We start from the raw sequence: 21678 nt of genomic DNA on the forward strand, positions 1-21678 counted from the left end.
TTCTATATTGTTAAACTAAATATTAATTCGTATAGTGAAATGATAAGTATAAATAATTTACATAAAATATCATTTATATACAAAGTGTAAATTTGCAGTTTACATAAAAAAATATTATGATAATATAGAAAAAATTAGAATTTTAGGCGAATTTTAGCATCTTGATAAATTAAAACATTTAAATACTATTGACATATACATTAACATAATATAGAATTATGTTAATATACTATATTTACGGAGTTTTTTTATGACCCCTGTTCTTCAATTAATACTAACATTTGTTGTTCCTCTATTACTTATCGGTATATATAGCGTAGTCAATAGAAAAAAAAATTACGGCAATAATAATTTTAATGAAATGTTTGCTGAAGAAAAAGCTGTTTTGGAAGGTATTGTAGAAGAGAAAATTTCTGAGGTGAGAGATAATGCTATAGACTTAGAGATAGCAGTTAAAAAAGCTGGCTTTATAAGCAAATCTATGGAAGAAGACCTTGCCAAATTAAATAAAAGAATTGAGTCATACAAAGATTATAAAGCCGCAGTATCTCAGTATCAGGAGCAGGTTGATTCGCTTGAAGAGGCTTATTTAGAAATATTAAACAAAGTAGATACTGTATTAAAAGAAAGAAATACTATAGAAAAAACTTATAAAAGAATATCCGATGTTAAAGCAAAGATGACAGAATTAGAAAAGAATGTCGGATCCATACAAGATAAATTAATTGAATCTTATAATTCTAAATTAAATGAATTTGAAAGCGAACTTTATAAGAGATTTGATGCTCTTACTACTAATCTTTTAGCCCGCGATGCCCATTACAGCACTATGGCAGAACAGGAAAAAGAGAAAATATCAGCTCTTACAGAAGAATTTAAGCTTCATGTTGCTAAAAAAGAGGAATTATTTACTAATCAGCTTACTCAGCTTGCTGAAAGAACAGCCCGTCATAATATAGAACAATTAGCTGAATTATTTGAAAAAGGCAGAGATGAGCTTATAAACAAGTATTCATCATTTGCTGATGAGATAGATACTAAATCTAAAGATATAGAAAATCGTTATGAAACTTTAAGTCAGTCTAAAGATGGACTTGAGACAGAATTAAATAATTTGAGAGATACTATACATGACAGACTTAATTCTATAACAGAGTCAAGTGTATTAGAATTCAAAGATGAGATGGAAAAAACTAAAGAGATGCTCTACTCTACTCTTAAAGAAGGACTTGAGAAAATAAGTCAGGATAAAGAGGAGTTTTTGGATTCTATAGAACAGAAAGCTCATTCTTTGGAAAAATCTATAGATGATATAAAAGATAAAGCAGATTATATAAGTAAAGATTATGCAGAAAAAGCTCATCAATTAGAAAGTGAGTTCTCTGTATTAAAAGATGATATAAATAATAGATTCATAGCTGAAGTAGAAAATTTCTCCAATCATATAAAAAATGTACTTGAAAATGAAGATGATGGGGTAATAACTCTTTACAGAAATAAAACTAAAGAACTTAATGATTTAATCATATCTATAGATGGTATGAGTGAAGAAACTATGCTTAAAGCTGAAAGCAGATTTGAGGATATAGTTAACGATATAGATAAATTGAAAGATGATATATTAACTAGAGCTCAAGATGATATGGAGTATTCTATAGATAAAGCAAGAAGTTCTTTAATAGCTGAAATCAATGAGCTTAGAAATGATGTTGAAACTGAAACTAATCTTTTAAAAGATAAAATAGATGAAACTCATTATCAAACTTCTGAGATAATATCTATTCTTAATAATAAGCAGGAAGAAATACTTGATTCATTAAACTTACAAAAAGAATATTTATATAAAGATTTAGAAGCACAGGCTAATGATAGAGTTAATGAAATAGAAAGATTATTTTCTTCTGTAAAAAGCGAATTAGAGCAGAATATTGATTCATATATCAAAAATACTTCTTCTGATTTGAGTGCTATTGATGAGAAATTATCAAGTTTGAAAGAACAATATGATAAAGCCTATTCTGATATAGATACTTTAAGCAAAGATACAGAGTATAATATAAAAGAAAATTTAGAAAAGCGTTTAGAGATATTAGAAAAATCTTCCTCTGAAATCAATGATTTAATAGGCATAGCTAATGAAAAATTAGACACAGGAATAAAAGATACTGAAGAAAAAATAGATGGTATAAAAAAAGAAATATCAGATTACAGCGATGCATATATAGAAAGTTTGAAATCTCATTTAAAAAATGTTTTAGATGATTATGAACAAACAAAAATGAAAGCTATAACTGACAGTATTGATTCTGTTATAAATCAGGTTGATGAAAGCGAAAAAAGGCATGATGAATTAATAAGCAATATAGAAAACTCTATTGATGAGTTTAAGAACAAAATGGATTTAGCTATAAATGAAAATGTTAAATTCAATGAGGAAAGTAAAAAAGAAGTTGTTGACATGCTTCATAATGAACTTCGTCAGGCTACAGATGCATTTGATACTCTTTTGAATGAAAAAAGAGACAGCATGAACAAAATAAAAGATGAAATTGAAGATATAATGCATAGAGTAGAAAACGGAAGAGATACTTTTGAAAAAACTATAAATAAAGTATATGAAAATGCTGAGGATAAAGAAAAAGCATTAATGTCTGATATAGAAGATAAATATAATTCTTTAGATAAGAAAATAGATGGAGTACTAGATGAAAGAAGAGCTGATTTGAATGCTATAAGTGCAGAATATAATGCTATGCTTGAAAAGTATTCTAATAATTTAAAAGATGATTATGAAGAATTAAAACATCATGCTTCTTTAATGAGTGATGAATATAAAATTCGCATAGAGAATTTAGGCGAAAGAATTAATGAAATAATTGATAATGCTAATAATATGCAGTCTATTATTGATTCTAAAGCATCAGAAATAGATTCTTATATAGTTTCCAAAAAAGAGGAAATAGATAGAAAGAGTGGTGATATATTTGCTGGTGTAGAGGAAAATGCATCTAAAAAGTTAGATGAGCTTAGAGAATTAATAGACAATGCTATAAATAAATATCAAGATGAGATAAAAGAGATAGAAACATACAGATTTGAAGAAAGTCAGAATATAATTCATGATATAGAAAATATTGGTGCCGGTATAAGAAGAGATTATGAGCAGTATACTAATATGCTTGAAGATTTCTATAATAAAGAAAAAGATTCTTTAAATGATTATGCTAATAGTCTAAAAGATGAAATAGAAAAAGCAAGAGAGGAATCTGAGGCTAAACATCTTTCTAATGAAGCTAATTATATAGATGAGTATTTGAATAAAGCATCTTTTAAAATAGATGAAGAAGTTAATCGCTTGAATGAAGAATTAAACAGTTCATTCAATACTTTGTACAGCGGATTCTCTAAAATATTGGCTAAAATAAGAAAAGCTAATAATAAAAAAGCATTACAGTATATTGCTAAAATTAAAAAGCATGCTAATAAAGTTATATCTAATACAGCAGCAGAAGTTAGAGATAGTATAGGTTTAACATTAGAGGATCTAAGAAATGAGTTTATATCATTGAAAGATAATGTTGATGATAAATTAAGAGAGGAAGCTGATAAATTAATTTCTAATAATGAAAATGTACTTGCTATATTAGATGATCATAATAATAGATTAGAGCAGATTAATGATTTAAGCAATACTATAGAAAATATTAAAGAAACTCTATTGGAGCAGATTAATGATTTAAATTCTCATATATCTGATACTAATGAAAACTTTAATAGTATTATAGATAATATAAAATCTTCTATAATAGACAGAGATGAATTGATTGAACTTCAAAACAGTGAAAAAGAGTTTTTGAAAAATCAGATAGAGGATATAAAAGAAGAATTTGAGCTTTTTAAAGATCAAATGTTAAGAACTAATGAGGTAGAAATACCTGCATTATTCGATGAAGAAAAAGAAAGAATAGAAAATATGTTTGATGAGTTTAGTAAAAATTTACTTATGAGACTCACAGATAATGAAAGCGATATAAATTATATTAAAGATGTTTTATCTGAGGAGAGAAGTCATTTAATATCACAGATAGAGATTTTAAGAAAAGATGTTGATGATATAAAAGATGATAATACGGTTACAGTTTTATCTGAAGAAAAAGCTGTGCTTGAAAATTCAGTAACTGCTTTAAGAGATGATTTTGATAAGATAATTGATTTAGAAAAAGATTTTATCATTCTTAAAAATAGAATGGAAGGAATAGACAGCGGATTAAAAGATGATGTTAAAGATTTATCAGATAAATTAAGAGATTTCAAAAATAATTTGGAAGAAAAAATAGAAAAAGATTCCAGCGTATTATATAGAGATTTAGAATCACTTAATAATAATTTTGAAGCTGTAAGAAAGAATATGTCTTCTTTTTTAGATAAAGATGAAATAGAAGAATTGCTTAATAAAGAAAAAAATAGATTGGATTCTATATTTGAAAGTTTGACTTCTAATAATGAAAGTTTCAGAGATAGATTAGAAAAGCGTATGTCTTATTTTGAAGATGTATGGTCTGATAATACTAAAATCAAAAGTATATATGCTGCTGATATAAGAGAAGAAGTTGAAAATATAAGAAAAGAAGCAGATATTAAATATGACAATCATATTTCTGAATTGAAAGAAAAAATGAAGTTAATAGAGCAGGATATATATGATTGGAAAAATGGTAATTTAAATACTTTGCTTTCTCAGTTAGATGAAGCTAGAAAAGGAATAGAAGAATTTATTAATACTTCAGAAGGTAAAAAGAACCAATTTTTCATTGATATGATTAATGATATAGAAAAGAAAGAAAATGAAATATATTCTCGTATAGATGAAAAAATTTCAGAAGCTGAAAATAAACTTTCTTCTGTAGATGAAAAATTAAATAATGCAATAGGAAATAGTTTAGAAGAAATACATAATAGAATAAATGAGTCTGTTGCAAAATATGATGAAGAAATAAAAAGAATAGAACATCATAGAGAAGCTGAAACAGAAAATATAATATCTGACTTGGAAGATTTAGGCAATAGCATAAGAGAAGATTATGAAGAATATTCTATTATGATAGATAAAATATATGAAGATGCTGTGTCTGAATTAGAAATTCATCTTGGAAATATTAAAAAAGAGATAGAGAGAGCCAGAACTGAAGCTGAGGAAAAACATTTAAGCAATGAGAAAAATTATATAGATGACTATTTATTAAATTATTCAGAAAAGATTGAAGCTCATGTTAATGATAAGTTAAGTATTTTAACAGAAAGCAAAACTCAATTAGATGATATGATAAAAGAGTCTTTCAATACTCTTAATACGAATTTAAATGATGCTATGAACAGATTTAATGAGGAAGCTAATACTCAAATACATTCTGTTGTTAATAGATTAGAAAAAGAAGCATCAGAAAGATTGAATAATGATAATAAATATATATCTGAATTAGAAGAACAGTTGAGAGCTATAAGTGTTAAAGTAGATAATGAGCTATATAATATTTCTTCAAAATTAGATAATGAAATATCTGATGTAAAAACAAAATATAAAGATTTGAGTTCTGATTTTGATGAGGCATTAGATATGATAAAGTCTTCTATACTTGATAGAGATGAACTTATAGAATTACATAATTCTGAAAAAGATATGTTATCTGAGCAGATAGAAACTTTGAAAACAGAATTTGATTCTTTCAAAGATGAGCTTTTAAAAGCAAATGAGGAAGATATACCTACTCTATTTGAAGAAGAAAAGCAAAAAATAGAAAAAGCATTTGAAGATTTTACTTCTAGCCTTTTGGATAGAATGAATAATTCTGAAAATGATATAAACTATGTTAAAGATGTTATATCTGAAAATAGAAATGTATTTTTAGAAAAGATTGATAACATAAAAAGAGATATAGAATCTATAAAAGAAGATAATACTATAGCACAGTTAGATTTAGATAAACAGTCATTGGAGGATTCTTTCAATGTTATTAAAGATGACTTTGCTAAATTATCTGATTTAGAGACTGCTTTATATCAATTAAGAGATAATATTGAAGATATAGATTTAAATTTCAAAGATGATATAAAAACATTATCTGATAGATTTGAAGAATTTGAGCATAAGACAGTAACTGATGAGAGATTTAATAACTTATCTTACAATATAGATGAAATTAGAGATAATTTAAAAAACTCTATAGATAAATCTTCTGAATTGGAGAATAAGTTTTCATCTATAAAAGAAAATCTTTTAAAAGCATTGAGCAAAAATGAGAATATAGAAAATTTATTTGCTGACGAAGTAAAAAAATTAGATTCTTTATTTAATAATATCAAAGTAGATAATGCTGAATTTAGAGATAGATTAGAAAAGCGTATAGATTATTTTGAAGATACTTGGTCTGATATTGGAAAAATTAGAAATCTTTATGCAGCTGATTTAAGAGATGAATTTGAGAGCATAAGATCAGAGGCAGATATAAAATTAGAAAATTATGTTAATGATTTAAAATCTCAAATAGAGGCTGTTAATAATGATGCTTCTGCTTGGAGAGATGAATATATTAATGGCATAAAAGAAAAAATTGATGCTATGGATAGAGACATATCCAGCTGGAAAGATGGACAAATTAATGATCTATTAGAACAGTTGGAAAATGCTAAAGAAAGCATAAAAGATTATTTGAAATCTTCTGAAGGAAAAAAAGAAGAATTCCTTTCTGATATATTATTAAAAATAGAAGATAAAGAAAATGCTATTTATAACAGAATAGATGCCAAAATAGAAGATATTGAAAACAGATTATCTGCAGTTGATGGAAAAGTATCTGATGATATAGCTAGAGGGTTGGAAGAGGTTGAGAATATAGTAAATAAAGCTATAAATAAATATAATGAAGATATTAAGAATATTGAACATCATAGAGCTGAAGAAGGCAGTAAATTATTGGGTGAGATACAATCAGGATATGATTATTATTCTAAACTTATAAATACTACATATAAAGATTCATTATCATCTTTGGCTGATTATACTAATAGAATAAAAGCTGATATAGAAAAAGCTAGAAAAGAATCTGAAAATAAACATGTAAATAATGAAAAGAATTATATAGATGAGTATTTAAAAGAATATTCTGCTAAATTAGATAATAAAGTTAATGAAAAAATTGATATATTAAATGACAGTAAAAATAAATTAGACGATATGATAAAGGAGTCATTTAATACTCTCAATATTAATTTAAATGATGCTATATTGAAATTTAATGAGCATGCCGATTCTAAAATCAATAGTGCTCTTGAAAAAATAGAAAAAGATGCATCAGAAAGATTCTTCAGCTATAAAAATTATGTGTCTGAATTAGAAGAAAATTTAAGAGCTATTAGTGCGAAAATAGATAATGAGATATACAATGTATCTTCAAAATTTGATAATGATATATCTGATTTGAAAAACAAGTATAAAGAATTAAATGCTGATTTTGAAGAATCATTAGATATAATAAAAAGCTCTATACTTGACAGAGATGAACTCATAGAATTACAAACTTCTGAAAAAGAGCTTTTATCAGAAAGAATAGATGAGCTTAAAGATGAGTTTAAAAGTTTCAAAGATGAGATATTAACTGCAAATAGAGATGATATACCTGCCCTATTCGATGAAGAAAAAGATAGAATAGAAAAAGCATTTGAAGATTTTACTAATACTTTATTAGATAGAGTAAATGATTCTGAAAGAGATATTAATTATATAAAAGATATAATTTCTGAAGATAAAATTTCATTATTAGAAAAAATAGACAATTTGAAATCAGAAATTGAGGCTTTAAGAGAAGATGATACTATAACTCAATTAGCTTTAGATAAACAGGCTTTGGAAGTTTCTTTCAATTCTATAAAAAATGATTTCTCAAGATTAGAAGAATTAGAAAATCATTTATATGAATTAAAAAATAATGTTAATAGTTTTGATTTAGATTTGAAAGATGAGGTTAAAAGTTTATCTGATAAATTTAGTTCTTTTGAAAATAAAATCAAAGAAAATGATGATAATATAAGAGATATATCTTCTAATATAGATAGTATAAGCGATAATATTGGAGATTTAAGTTCTGATATTAATGTAATTAGAGATGCTATAAATAATTCTATAAATAAATCATCAGAATTAGAGCATACTATATTAAAAGATAAAGAGGAATTAGAGAATAGATTATCTTCTATAAAAGATAATTTGTCATTAATATCATCTAACAATAAAGTTTCAGATACTTTATTTAATGATGAGGTTAAAAAGTTAGAAAATTTATTTGATAATTTCAAAAATGACAGCATAGAGTTTAGAGACAGACTGGCTAAGCGTATAGAGTATTTTGAGGATACTTGGTCTGATAGTACAAGAATCAGAAGTTTGTATGCTGCTGAAATGAGAAATGAATTGGAAGAAGTTAAAAAAGAAACTGAATTGAAATTTGAAAATTATCTTAACGATTTATCAAATAGAATAGAGACTATTGATGAAAATATATCTGGCTGGAAAGATGGAAAAATTAATGAGCTTCTTTCAGAATTGGAGTCAGCAAAAAATAATATAATAAATTATTTAGAATCAACAGAGAATAGAAAAGAGCAATTAATTTCTGATTTGCTTTCTAAAATAGAAGAAAAAGAAAATGCTATTTATAATAGAATAGATTCTAAAATAGCTGATGTTGAAAATAAATTATCAGTTTTAGATGTTAAAGTATCTGATGATGCATACAATAAATTAGAAGAAGTAAAAGAACAACTAGATAAAGCAATAATTAAATATAATGAAGATATACAAAATATTGAACATTATAGAAATGAAGAGGGAAGCAAACTTTTAGAAGATATAAAATCAGGATATGATTACTATTCTAAATTGATAAACTCAGCTTATAAGGATTCTTTATCTTCTTTATCAGAATATACAAATAGAATAAAATCAGAAATAGAGGATGTTAGAAAAGAAGCTGTATATGACAAAAATATATATAAAAACTATATAGATGAGTATTTGAAAGATTATTCTGAAAAAGTAGAAAGTCAAATTGATGATAAAATAAATGCATTAAATGAGAGCAAGAATCAATTAGATGATATGGTAAGAGATTCATTTGCAGAATTGAATAATAATTTGAATGATGCTATAGCTAAAATGAATGAAGATGCAGATAGCAAAGTAAGTGAGGTTATAGCCAAATTAGAATCTGAAGCATCAGAGAGATTGGTAAATTATAAAGAATATATTAAAGAATTAGAGGAGCATTTAGCTTCAATAAATACTAAAATTGATAATGAAATATATAATGTATCTTCTAAATTTGACGGTGATATGTTAGAAGTTAAAAACAAATATGAAGCATTAAACACTGACTTTGAAGAGGCATTAGAGCTAATTAAAGGTTCTATTTTAGATAGAGATGAGCTTATAGAACTTCAAAATTCTGAAAAAGAGCTTTTAGCCGGAAATATAGATGAACTTAAAAAAGAATTTGATAATTTCAAAAAAGAAGTATTGAGTTCTAATAAAGATGATATACCTGCTCTATTTGAGCAAGAAAAACAAAAAATTGAAAATGCTTTTGAAGAGTTTACAAGCAATTTATTAGATAGAGTGAATATTTCAGAAACTGATATTAATTATATAAAAGATGCTATTTCTGAGGATAAACTTTCTTTATTAGATAAAATAGATAGTTTGAAAGCTGATATTAATTCTTTAAAAGATGATGATGCATTGACTCAATTAAGTTTAGAAAAAGAAGAATTGGAGCAATCCTTTAATTCAATAAAAAATGATTTTTCAAAATTAGAAGATTTGGAAAAGAATTTATATGAATTAAGAGAAAATATGAGAGATGATGTATCTAATATATCTGATAAGTTTGAAAATATTGAAAAAGAATTCGCTTCAGGTTTGAATAATATTAATTCTGATATAGATAATATTAAGAATGATATAGTTAATTCTATAAATAAATCATCAGAATTAGAAAATACTATATTAAAAGATAAGGAAGAATTAGAAAATAAATTGTCTTCAATAAAAGATAATCTTCTTTCAATGACTGGAAGAAATGAAAGCATAGAAACATTATTTAATGAAGAAGTTTCTAAATTGGAGAAATTATTTGATAAAGTTCATAATGGAAATATAGAGTTCAGAGACAGATTAGAAAAGCGTATAACTTATTTTGAAGATACTTGGTCAGATAGTACAAAGTTAAGAAGTTTGTATGCTTCTGAAATGAGAGATGAGCTAGAAGAGATAAAAAAAGAAACAGAAATCAAATTTGAAAATTATCTTAATGATTTGAATAATAAAATAGATGCCATGAATGATGATATTTCTATTTGGAAAGAAAATAATATCAATGATTTATTGGCTCAATTAGAAACTGCTAAGGGAGATATATCTGCTTATTTGGATACTACAGAAGATAAAAAGAATAAACTTATAACTGAAGTTTTATCTAAAATTGAAGAAAAAGAAAATAATATTTACAGTAAGTTGGATGAAAAAATAGCAGAAATAGAAAATAGATTATCAGAAACAAATTCTAAACTTAATGATGATATAGCAGTAAATTTAGATAACCTTCATAATATGATTAATGATGCTTTAGTTAAGTATAATGAAGAAATAGAAAATATTGAAAATTATAGAACTATAGAAGCAGATAAATTATTAGAAGATTCTAAAAAACTTATTGAAGATATAAAATCTGGTTATAATCATTATTCTAATCTGATAAATGAAGCTTATAATAACTCTGTCAATTCTTTGAAAGATTATTCTGATTTAGTTAAAGGAGAAATGGAGAAATCAATAGAAGAGTCAAAATCTAAACATTTGAATAATGAGAAAAACTATATTGATGATTATTTGAAAAACTATTCTGATAAATTAGATGCTAAAGTTTCAGAAAAAATTGATACTTTGAATGCAGCTAAAGATAATTTGGATAATATCATAAAAGATTCATTTAATAATTTAGAATTGAATATGCAGGAAGCTATATCTAAATTTGAAAAAGAATCTAATAATAAACTTTTAGAAGTCATTGAAAAATTAGAAAAAGATTCTAAAGCAGTTGTATTTGATAAAGATGAATACAATATTTATCTAAATGAACAGTTAAACTCTATCTCTAAAAAGATAGAAGATGAAGTATCTAAAATGAACGAAAGAATGGATAGCGATTTGTCAAATATTACAGAAAAAATTGATTCTAATATAACTTCATTGAATAATACAGTTTATGGTGATATTAATTCTATAATTGAAAAGTATGAATCTTTAAGTAAAGATTTTGATAGTTCATTAGAAGTATTAAAAGATTCAATATTAGATAGAAACGAATTGTTAGAAATGCAGTCTGCTGAAAAAGAGCTTTTAGTTTCAAAAGTAGATGAGCTTAAAAAAGAATTTGAAAGTTTCAAAGAAGATATATTGAAAACTAATAAAGAATCTATACCTTCTCTATTTGATGATGAGAAGAAAAAAATTGAAAATGCTTTCGAGGAATTCAGTGAAGCATTATTAGACAGAGTAAATAATTCAGAAAGCGATATTAATTATATTAAAGATATAATATATGAAGATAAGTCTTTCATCTTAGAGAAAATAGATAATTTGAAAAATGAATTGTACTCTTTAAGAGATGATGATACTATTAATAGATTGACTTTAGAAAAGAATGCTTTAGAAGAGTCATTTAATTCTATAAAGGATAGCTTCTCTAAATTAGAAGATCTTGAGAATAATTTATATCAATTAAGAGATGATATGGTAGATGTTGATATAAATTTAAAAGATGAAGTTAAAAGCTTAGTTTCAAAAGTTGAAGAACTTGACTCTAAAATCAGAGAAGATATTTCCAAAGATTTAGAAGATTATTCAAATGATTTAACTATGCTTGGTTCTAATGTAAACACATTGAATGATTATATAGAATCTATAAAATCAAATATTCATGACTCATTGAATAAATCTTCTGAGATAGAAAATACTATATTGAAAGATAAAGAAGAATTAGAAAGTAAGTTATCTTTAATAAAAGATAATATTCTTTCAATATCTGGAAAAAATGATAATATAGAAACATTATTTAATGATGAAGTACAAAAATTAGAGAGTCTTTTTGATAAAGTTAGAAATGATAATGTAGAGTTTAGAGAAAGACTTGAAAGAAGAATAGAATATTTTGAAGATTCTTGGTCTGATAATGCCAGAATACGAAGCTTGTTCTCCTCTGATATAAGAGATGAGATAGAAAATATTAAATCATATACAGAATTAAAATTTGAAAATTCTATCAACGAATTAAAGGATAAAATGGATTCTATGAATTCTGATTTAACTTCCTTCAGAGATGAATATTTGAATGAGCTTAAATCAAGAATAGATTCTATGGATAGCGATATTATAAGCTGGAAAGATGGAAGAATCAATGAGCTATTGGCACAATTAGAAGAAGCTAAAAATAGTATTTCAAGTTATATAGATAATTCAGATGTTAAAGCTGAAAAAATATTATCTGATATTTTATCAAAAATAGAAGAAAAAGAATCAAGCATATATAATAAGTTAGATGAAAAGATAAGAGATATAGAAAATAAATTATCTGATACAGATTCAAAACTTAATAATGAAATAAATACTAATTTTAATAATCTGTATAATATGCTTAATGAAGCTTCAAATAGATATAATGAAGAAATAAAAAATATAGAAAATTATAGAAAAGAAGAAAAAAATAAATTATCAGATGATTATCAAAAATTTATTGATGATATGAAATCAGGTTATGAGCATTATTCTAATTTGATAAATGATACCTATAATAATTCTTTGAATTCTTTGAAAGATTATTCTAAATTAGTAGAAGAAGAAATAGAAAGAGCTAGAGAAGAATCAGAATCTAAACATTTAAATAATGAGAAAAACTATATAGATAAATATTTAAAAGAATATTCTGATAAATTGAATACTGAAATAGCAGAAAAAATGAATATGCTTACCGAAGCTAAAGAAGAATTAGATGATATGGTAAGAGAATCTTTTGATAATTTGGAAAGCAGTTTTAATGATGCTGTAATTAGATTTGAAGAAGAAACAAGCAATAAAGTTTTAGATGCTATTGACAAATTAGGTAAAGAAACAGAATCTATATTATTCAAAAAATATATGTCTGTTTTAAATGAAAAGATTCATTCTGTAAATGAAAAATTAGATAATGAGACTTCTAATTTAAAAGAAAAATATGCAGATTTAAATTCTGATTTAAATAATGCAATTAATATTATGAAAAATTCTGTAATAGATAAGGATCAATTAATATCATTACATAATGATGAAAACAATACTATTATAGAGAAACTTGAAAAACTAAAAAATGATTTCCAAACTTTCAAAGAATCATCATTGAAATTTGACAATGAAAATGTACCTGCTTTATTTGATGATAAGAAAAAAGAGATAGAGCATATATTTGAAGAGTTTACAAGTGTTGTCCTTGAAAGATTAAATATGACTGATGATGAGGTTAACAAATTAAAAGATACTATTATTTCTGATAAGCTCAATTTATTAGAAAAAATGGATAATTTAGAAGTTGAGATAGAAACTGTTAAAAAGGATAATACAATAGAACAGTTAGCTTTAGAAAAGAAAGCTTTGGAAGATTCTTTTAATACTATAAAAGAAGATTTTACCAAATTAGGAAATTTGGAAAGTAATTTATATCAATTAAAAGAGAATATGTCTGATGTTGATATACTATTAAAAGATGAGGTTAAGGCTTTATCAGACAGATTATCTGATTTTGAGGATAGAATAAAAGATGATATAGTAAGGGATTTAGATGAGTATTCTATAGAATTAAATAATCTCACATCTAATGTTGCTAAATTGAATGTAAGAATTGATGAGGTTAAAGAACAAATAGAAGAAAGCATTAATAAATCTTCTGAATTAGAAAATCTTCTTTCTAAAGAAAAAGAAGAATTGGATAATAAACTATCTTTTATTAGAGATGATTTAATTGCTAAATCTGAAAATAGCGATGTAATAGAGCAGACATTTATTAAAGAAAAAGAAGAATTAACTAATCTTTTCAATCAAATAAGAGAAGATAATAAAGACTTTAGATATAGATTGGAAAAGCGTATTAGCTATTTTGAGGATACTTGGTCAGACAGCGGTAAATTAAAAAATATCTTCTCAGCTGATATAAAAGAAGAATTGAATGATATTAGAAATTCTAATAATATAAAAATAGACAGCTCTATTAATTATTTGAAAGATAAAATAGAGTCTATAGATAATGATATATCTCATTGGAAAGAAAATGGTATTGAAGAATTAGTCAAACAGTTAAAAGAAGCTAGAGAAAGTATATCTAATTATTTAGATGATTCAGAGATAAAAGGAAAAGAAGTAGTATATAGTATTTTATTGAGCGGAAGAGAATATCTTGAACAATATTTGAGAGAATATTATTCAGAATTAGAATCTAAATTATATGATAAAATGAACTTATCTAAAATAGATTTGGATAATATATTTAAATCTTCTTTTGAGAATTTAGAAACAAGATTTAATGAATCTATAACTAAAATTGAAGAATATTCAAATGATAAAATGTCCAAAACTTTAGAAGATATAGAAAAAAATAAATATGATTTAGATATTATGATAAATGATTCACTTAATATGTTAAATCAAAGCATCAATAATGCTGTATCTAAAATGATTGAGGATTCTGATGATAAGTTAAGAGATGTTATAGAAAGTTTGGAATCGCAGATAAATGATTTAATATCTAATAAGGAAGAAGAAATAGTTAATAAGATGTCAGCTTATGAAACTGAACTCAAAGAGGAGCAGACTTCTTCATTGAAAGATATTAGAAATGAGTTATTAGAGCTTTATAATGAATTTAGAGATAATGTTAATTATGATGGGTTAAAAGAGATAGGAGGAAAATTAAATAATATAGAAAATTCATTATTAGTAGTTAATACTCAATTAGAAAATAAAGCAAAAGATATTTCTGATAGAATAGATTTAGAAAAAGAAGAATTATATACTTCTGTAAATAAATTGTCTTCAGAATTTGAGTATTTCAAATCTAATATAGATGAAAGATTTAAAACTCAGGTAAGTGAATTTATATCTAATAATGAGCATATATTGTCTTTATTTGGAGAGTACAGTGAGAAAATTTCTTCAGTAACAGATATATTAGAAGATATAGAAAATGTTAAAGTATCTCTTATTGATGAGATAAATAAAGTTAAAGAAGAAATAGATAATAAGTATTCAACTCTTACTAGAGATTTTGATAAATCAATAGATGAGATAAAAGATGCTGTATTGGATAAAAATAATATACTTCAGTTCTATGTCAATGAAAAAGAATTATTATTGAAAGAAGTTGATGAGTTAAAATCTTCTTTTGCTTCATTGAAAGACGATATATTAATCAGCACTGATGAAAGAGCTGAGGCTTTTATTGATTCAGAAAAATTGCGTATACAATCTGCAATAGACGATGTATTTGAAACTTTAAGTGCTAAAATCAGCAACAATGAAGATAGTATTTCTGGCTTGGAATCTTCTTTATTGGAATATAAATCTGTTATATCAAATACTATAGATGAATTTAAAGATGAAATTTCTTCTATAAAAGATAATCATAGTTATAATGATTTAATTGAGGAGAGAAATAGATTAGAAGAGTCATTCAATTCTCTTAAAAATGATTTCTTGAAAATAGAGGATTTAGAAAAAGATTTATCTGTTATAAAAGATAAGGTAAAAGGTGTTGATACTAGTTTAAATGATGAAGTTATAAGACTTTCTGATGAGTTGAGAGAATTAAAAGATAAATTATCAAATGAATATGATTCAGATATAACTCATGAGAATATTAATGATGTTTATGAAAACTTTAGATATCTTAATGAAAGTTTAGAATCATTTAAAGAAACAGTTATACCTCAATTATCTAATTTTAGTAAATTAGAAGATAAGATATTGGACAGCAAAGAGGAAATTTATAGAGATTTAAATGATATAATGGATTCTTTGCCTAAATCTTATGTTAGTGCGGAAGAGATATCTATATTAGAAGAAAAGCTTGATAATATATTTAATAACTTCAATGACAGTATAGTATCTATCAAAAACGATTTAGCTGATAATATAGAAAAAGATACTAAAGAGTTTAAAGATAGAATAGAAAAAAGAATAGAATTCTTTGAAGATGCATGGTCTAGTGAAGAGAAACTTGTAGAATTGTATGGAAATATAATATCTGATAATTTTGATGTATTAAAAGGAGGATTAGAATCTCAATTCAATGACTCATTTGCAGAATTTAAAGATAAAATAGAAGCTATGCAAAATGATTTGAATAGTTGGAAATCTTCCAGCCTTAATTCTATAACAAATACATTAGATAATGCTAAAGATATAACATCTGATAATACTGATTATTCTGAAATAAAATCTATGATAGAAACTCTTAAAGAGGATATCTATAATAAACAGTTAGAATTACAAAATAATGTTGATTCTAAGTTAGAAGAAAGTATTTCAAAAATAGATTCGTTTGATAGTAGAATAAAAGACTTAGAGTATAATCAAGGATCTTTAGGTGCTGACTTAGCTAAATATAGAGAGAAATTATATTCTATATTAGATGATTATGATGATAAAGTAAAATCTAAAGTTATTAATCTTCAAAATAGTTTGAAAACAGAGGAGAAAAATGCTTTAGATTATATAGAAAATAATATTAGTTCTATAAAAGATGATATTAGCAGTTCTAATAAAGGTGTAGATGTAAAAATAAAAGCTTTGGAATCTTATATAAGTAAGATAAATAATGAGCTTAATACCAATACTTTGAAACTTTCTAATGAATTGGCTAAAGATAAAAAAGAACTTCTTAATATAATAGATGAGTTTAGAAAAGAGGTTTATTTTAGAATAGCTGAGGAGGTATCAAATAAAGATTCAGAGCTTTTGAATAGTTTTGAAGAGTTTAAAAATAAAATAATAGATTCAGTTCCTAATATGGATGAGCTTGCAGATCTTTTCGTATCTGAAAAAGAAGAGATAACAAATGAGTTTTATGAGTTAAGAGATGAACTGCTTAACAATCAAGAAAATAATAGAAATTTTGCTAAAATGTTTGAGGAAGAAAAAGCAAAATTAATAGATGAACTTGACCATTTCAAATCAGCTGTAAGAGTTGAGTATATATCAGCTGAAGAGAGATTTGAAGAACTTAAAAAAGATTATTTGAACAATTTAAATAATCTTTTAGATGTGGAAAAGTCAGATTTGGAATCTTCATTTGAAGAGATAAGAAAAGAAATTAATAATATAAAAGATGTTTCTGTATCAAAAGAAGAAATAGAAAAACTTATTAATAGTTATAAGCAGGAAATAACATCTTCTATTGATGATAAAAAAGCAGAAATTTCTGAAAATGCAGAAACTATAAAAGCAGATAGTTCTTATGTAGAAAAATTGATAGAGGAAGAAAGAACTAGAATAAATGAAACATTAGAATCATTTAGAAAGAATATAGAGGAAAACTACTCCACTGTTGAAGCTGTTGCTGAAGTTCTTTCTAAAGAACAGGATTCTGTTGAAGCTAAGCTTTTAAAGATGAAAGAAGATATACTTAGTGATATGCCTACTTTAGAGAATGTAAGCCAGATATTTGTAGAAGAAAAAGAGACTTTGAAAGATGAGCTTAAAGAAGAATTTGTTTCTTTAAGAAATGAAATATTAGGTTCTGTTCCTAATAATAATGATTTGGCTAATATGGCTCAGCAATATGGAGCTAAGATTAGAGATGACTTCCAAATATTGGAGCAGGATTTTTCTGAAAGCATCAAAAGATATAAAGAAAATATATCTAATGAAATGGCTGGATTTAGAAATGAGTTTAATGAAAGAATAGCCAATATCAAAGACTTAGCAGAGGCTTTGCAGGCTGAAAGAGATAGATTGATGGCTGAAATAGATGATATTAAACTCAAATATGAAAGCGGAACTATATATTCTGATGAAGCTTTGAATACTATAGAAGGTGACAGAGACAGACTTTTGAATGAGTTTATTAGTTTTAGAAGATCAATAATTGAGCTTCTAAAAGAACAAGATGCAACTATGAGTATGTTTAATCAGGAGAAAATTAATATCATTGACAGCATAGAAGCTTTGAAAAATAAAATTTCATTTGATACTATAAGCAGAGATGATGTTATTGCTATGATTGAAGATGAGAGAAGACAGGTTGCAGAAATGTTTGAAAGCATACAAAATGATTCTATGGATACTGATTTGAGATATCTTACAGATTCATTCAGAGATGATATTATAAAAGTATTTGAAGAATCTAATGATGAGTTCAGAAAGCGTATAGAAGCTAGAATAGTTCATTTTGAAGATGCTTATGCTTCAGCTGATAGAATAAAAGATTTCTATAAGGATGCTATAATTTCTGAAGTAGACAGTTTAAGAAGTGATGCTGAAAAAATACTTATAGATTTAAATAACAAAGTAGAAAATACTAAAGATGAAATAGATCTATTGGAAAATGATAGATTAAAAGGTATAATCAGTAAAATAGATGAAGCAGAAAATGATATAAATTCTTTCATAAATGCTATGAAAGCCAATATTAAAGAGCAGGAAAATGAGCTTAGAATGTTAAGCCAATCTCAGAAACATATATCTCAGGAAGTAGAAACTGTTCGCAGAGAGAGAGAAGCGCTTATGGATATGGTTAAAAATTCTGATATAAATATAAAAAATAAACTTGAAAGTTTAACAAGTGCTGTATCAGAAGCTGCAGATATTGCTTCATCAAAGATAGCTGAGAAAGAAGAAGCATTCAGCAATAAAGTAAAAGAAGCTGAAGAATATATTAATTCATTGTCTTATAGAATGACTGAAGAAAATAATAGTGATTTGGCTAAGGCGAGAGAAGATATTAATAATTTAGTTTCTTCTTTTAATGAATCTATAGTAAAAGAAACTAATGATTTGACGCCTCATATAATGACTATAGTTCAGAATTTTATTAATAATGAGATGAAAAAATTTGAAAAATTCTCTGATGTAAGAAGTGCTATAGAAGGCATTGAAAATGATATTAATAACAAGATAACCGATGCTTTCAATAATATGAATAAAGAGCTTGAAGATAATATTATTGAATTTAGAAAGAAGATAGATACATATCAGGAAGAGTTTATCAGTGAATTAAAAATGTCTGTAAATATGGAAGGAGAAAAAGCAGTTGATGAAATTAGAACCATACATGATGATGAGGTTGCTAAATTAAAAGAGATGTATTTAACTACTGAAAAGTTCTATACTGACAGACAAGAGAAAAATCATGAAGATTTCTCAAAATTATTTGAAGAAGCGTATAAAGACTATAATGAAAAAATAGAATCTTTATATACTCAATTAGATGATACTAAACTTCAAATAACTAACTCGGTTGAAGATGTTGTTTCTGATTTGAAGCAGGCTTTAAGTATTAAAGATGAGTTTTTAACTTCTGTTGAAGATAATAAAGAAAAACTTGAAGCTGTTGAGGAGCAAATGAATAATTTACAAAATGAGTTTGCTCCTTCAGTAGAAAAATTAAAAATTATGATAGAAGAGAAAGCATTGGAATTGAAAGATAAAATAAATGAATACTCTCAGGATATAGAACTTCAAGGAGAGAAATTCAATTCCAGATTAGAAGAGTTGTCTAATAATGCTAAATCTACTATAGAAAATAAAGTTACTGAATTTGATTCTATAATAGAGAATGTTTCTAGTAGAATGGATAGTTTATTAGAAGAAAAGAATTCAGAGTTTGATGCTTTGAAAGCACATTATGAAGGTCTTTCAGAATCATTAACAGCATTAAGAGATTCTATATCAGAAGCAGTTAATGAAAGAATATCTGAGGCAAATAGCATTATAGAAGAAAATGTTCATAGTATAGAAGAATCTGCTAATGAGAAATATGAAAAATATATAGCAAGACTTAATTCTAATTTAGAGCAGACATTATCGCTTTTGATGAATGATGCTAAGGAACATATACAGAAAGCAAAAGAAGAGATAATTAAAGCTCATACTAATAATTTAGATGAGTATGATCAAAGAATTACAAATATGAAAGATATTGTTTCTGCTTTAGAAGAAGATATAACTAAATATTCTTCTGAAATCGATGCAAGACTTGAAAGTATTAATTTAAGCTATGATGAAAAGACAAATATCATACTTAAAGATTTTGACAATAGAACTGATGATTTAAAATTAAAATTAGATGATGCAGTTGAATCTATTGATAAAATGCTTGATGTAAAAACAAATGATATTTCTTTAGAATATGAAGCTATGAAATCTAAGATAGATAGTATAGCTAAAGACATGGAAAGATATATGAATACTGTAAAAGTATTTAATAATGCTAAAGAAATGGCAGAGTCTATAAAAAATGATGTTTCTAAATTGAATGCTTTGGTTGAAGATACTAAATCTGTAACAGTTGAAATGAATAAGACTATGTCTGAATTTGACAGCTTAAAGAAAATGCATCATGAGATATTAGATTATGCTGAAAGTCTTAAAAAAGAAAAAGACAGCTTAAAGGATACTCAGGAAAAAGTAAATATGTTAATGGAAATGTCTGGTGAGATTCAAGACAGATTTGTTAATATAGCTGAAAATAATGCTATTATAGAGCAGACTGAGGAAGGAATACAGGTTGTTATAGATATAGCATCTCAAATAGAAAATAAACTTTCATTTATTAAAGATAAAGAAGAGTATGCTGATGATATATTACAGCAGATAAGAAAATCAGAGATAGAATCTAAAACTATTTTAGAAAGGATTGACAGCATAAAAGAGGCTATGGTAGAAGTTGAAGATACTAGAAAGAACTTTATGGATAAGATTTACTCTTTAGAAAGAGATATGGCTAAAATAGATAAGAATGATAAGAAAGTTCAGCTATTTATTTCTAAATTAGAAGAGCTTAATGTCATAATAGACGAAATACAAAATCAGAGAGAAAATCTTGTTCGTATGAAAAATCAGTATGATGATTATGATAATAACATCGTTAAGAATTTAAAGAGAGCTGAATATGTTGCTGGATATTTGAAAGATTTACTTGATAGTGCTGATAAATATATGTCTGATAAAGGTACTAAAACTTCTAAAAAAGGAACAACTAAAATAGATAGCAAGAAAGAAGAGTTTATAATTAGAATGTATAAAGAAGGCTGGAAACCAGATGAGATAGTTAAAAATAGTTCATATTCAAGAGATGAAGTTGAAAGAATTATAAAAGCATGGAAGGATAAGCAGTCAAGAGGACAATTTTAAGACAGTTTGATTGTTATCTTTATTAAATAGGGTCTGTAAGAATATAACTTATAGACCCTTATTTTTGTATTAATAGAAATGGCTAACTTTTTAATAATATGGCTTTATATTAGATTACAAAAAACTATGTACTAAACTTTCTGCAATTTTATGCATGCATATAGTTATATATAATAGCCTCGTTTCAAAAGCAC

General features: G+C 25.3%; 1 protein-coding gene. It reads left to right on the plus strand.

The window, feature by feature from the left end; translation table 11 throughout:
- The first annotated feature begins 250 nt into the window (after window positions 1-250).
- Window positions 251-21484, plus strand: a complete 21234-nt coding sequence (locus A966_RS10080; RefSeq protein ID WP_008725197.1) for a SpiroCoCo family coiled-coil protein — start codon at window positions 251-253, stop codon at window positions 21482-21484.
- The last annotated feature ends 194 nt before the right edge of the window (window positions 21485-21678 follow it).

Source organism: Brachyspira hampsonii 30446, assembly GCF_000316195.1.
Taxonomy (GTDB): Bacteria; Spirochaetota; Brachyspiria; order Brachyspirales; family Brachyspiraceae; genus Brachyspira; species Brachyspira hampsonii_C.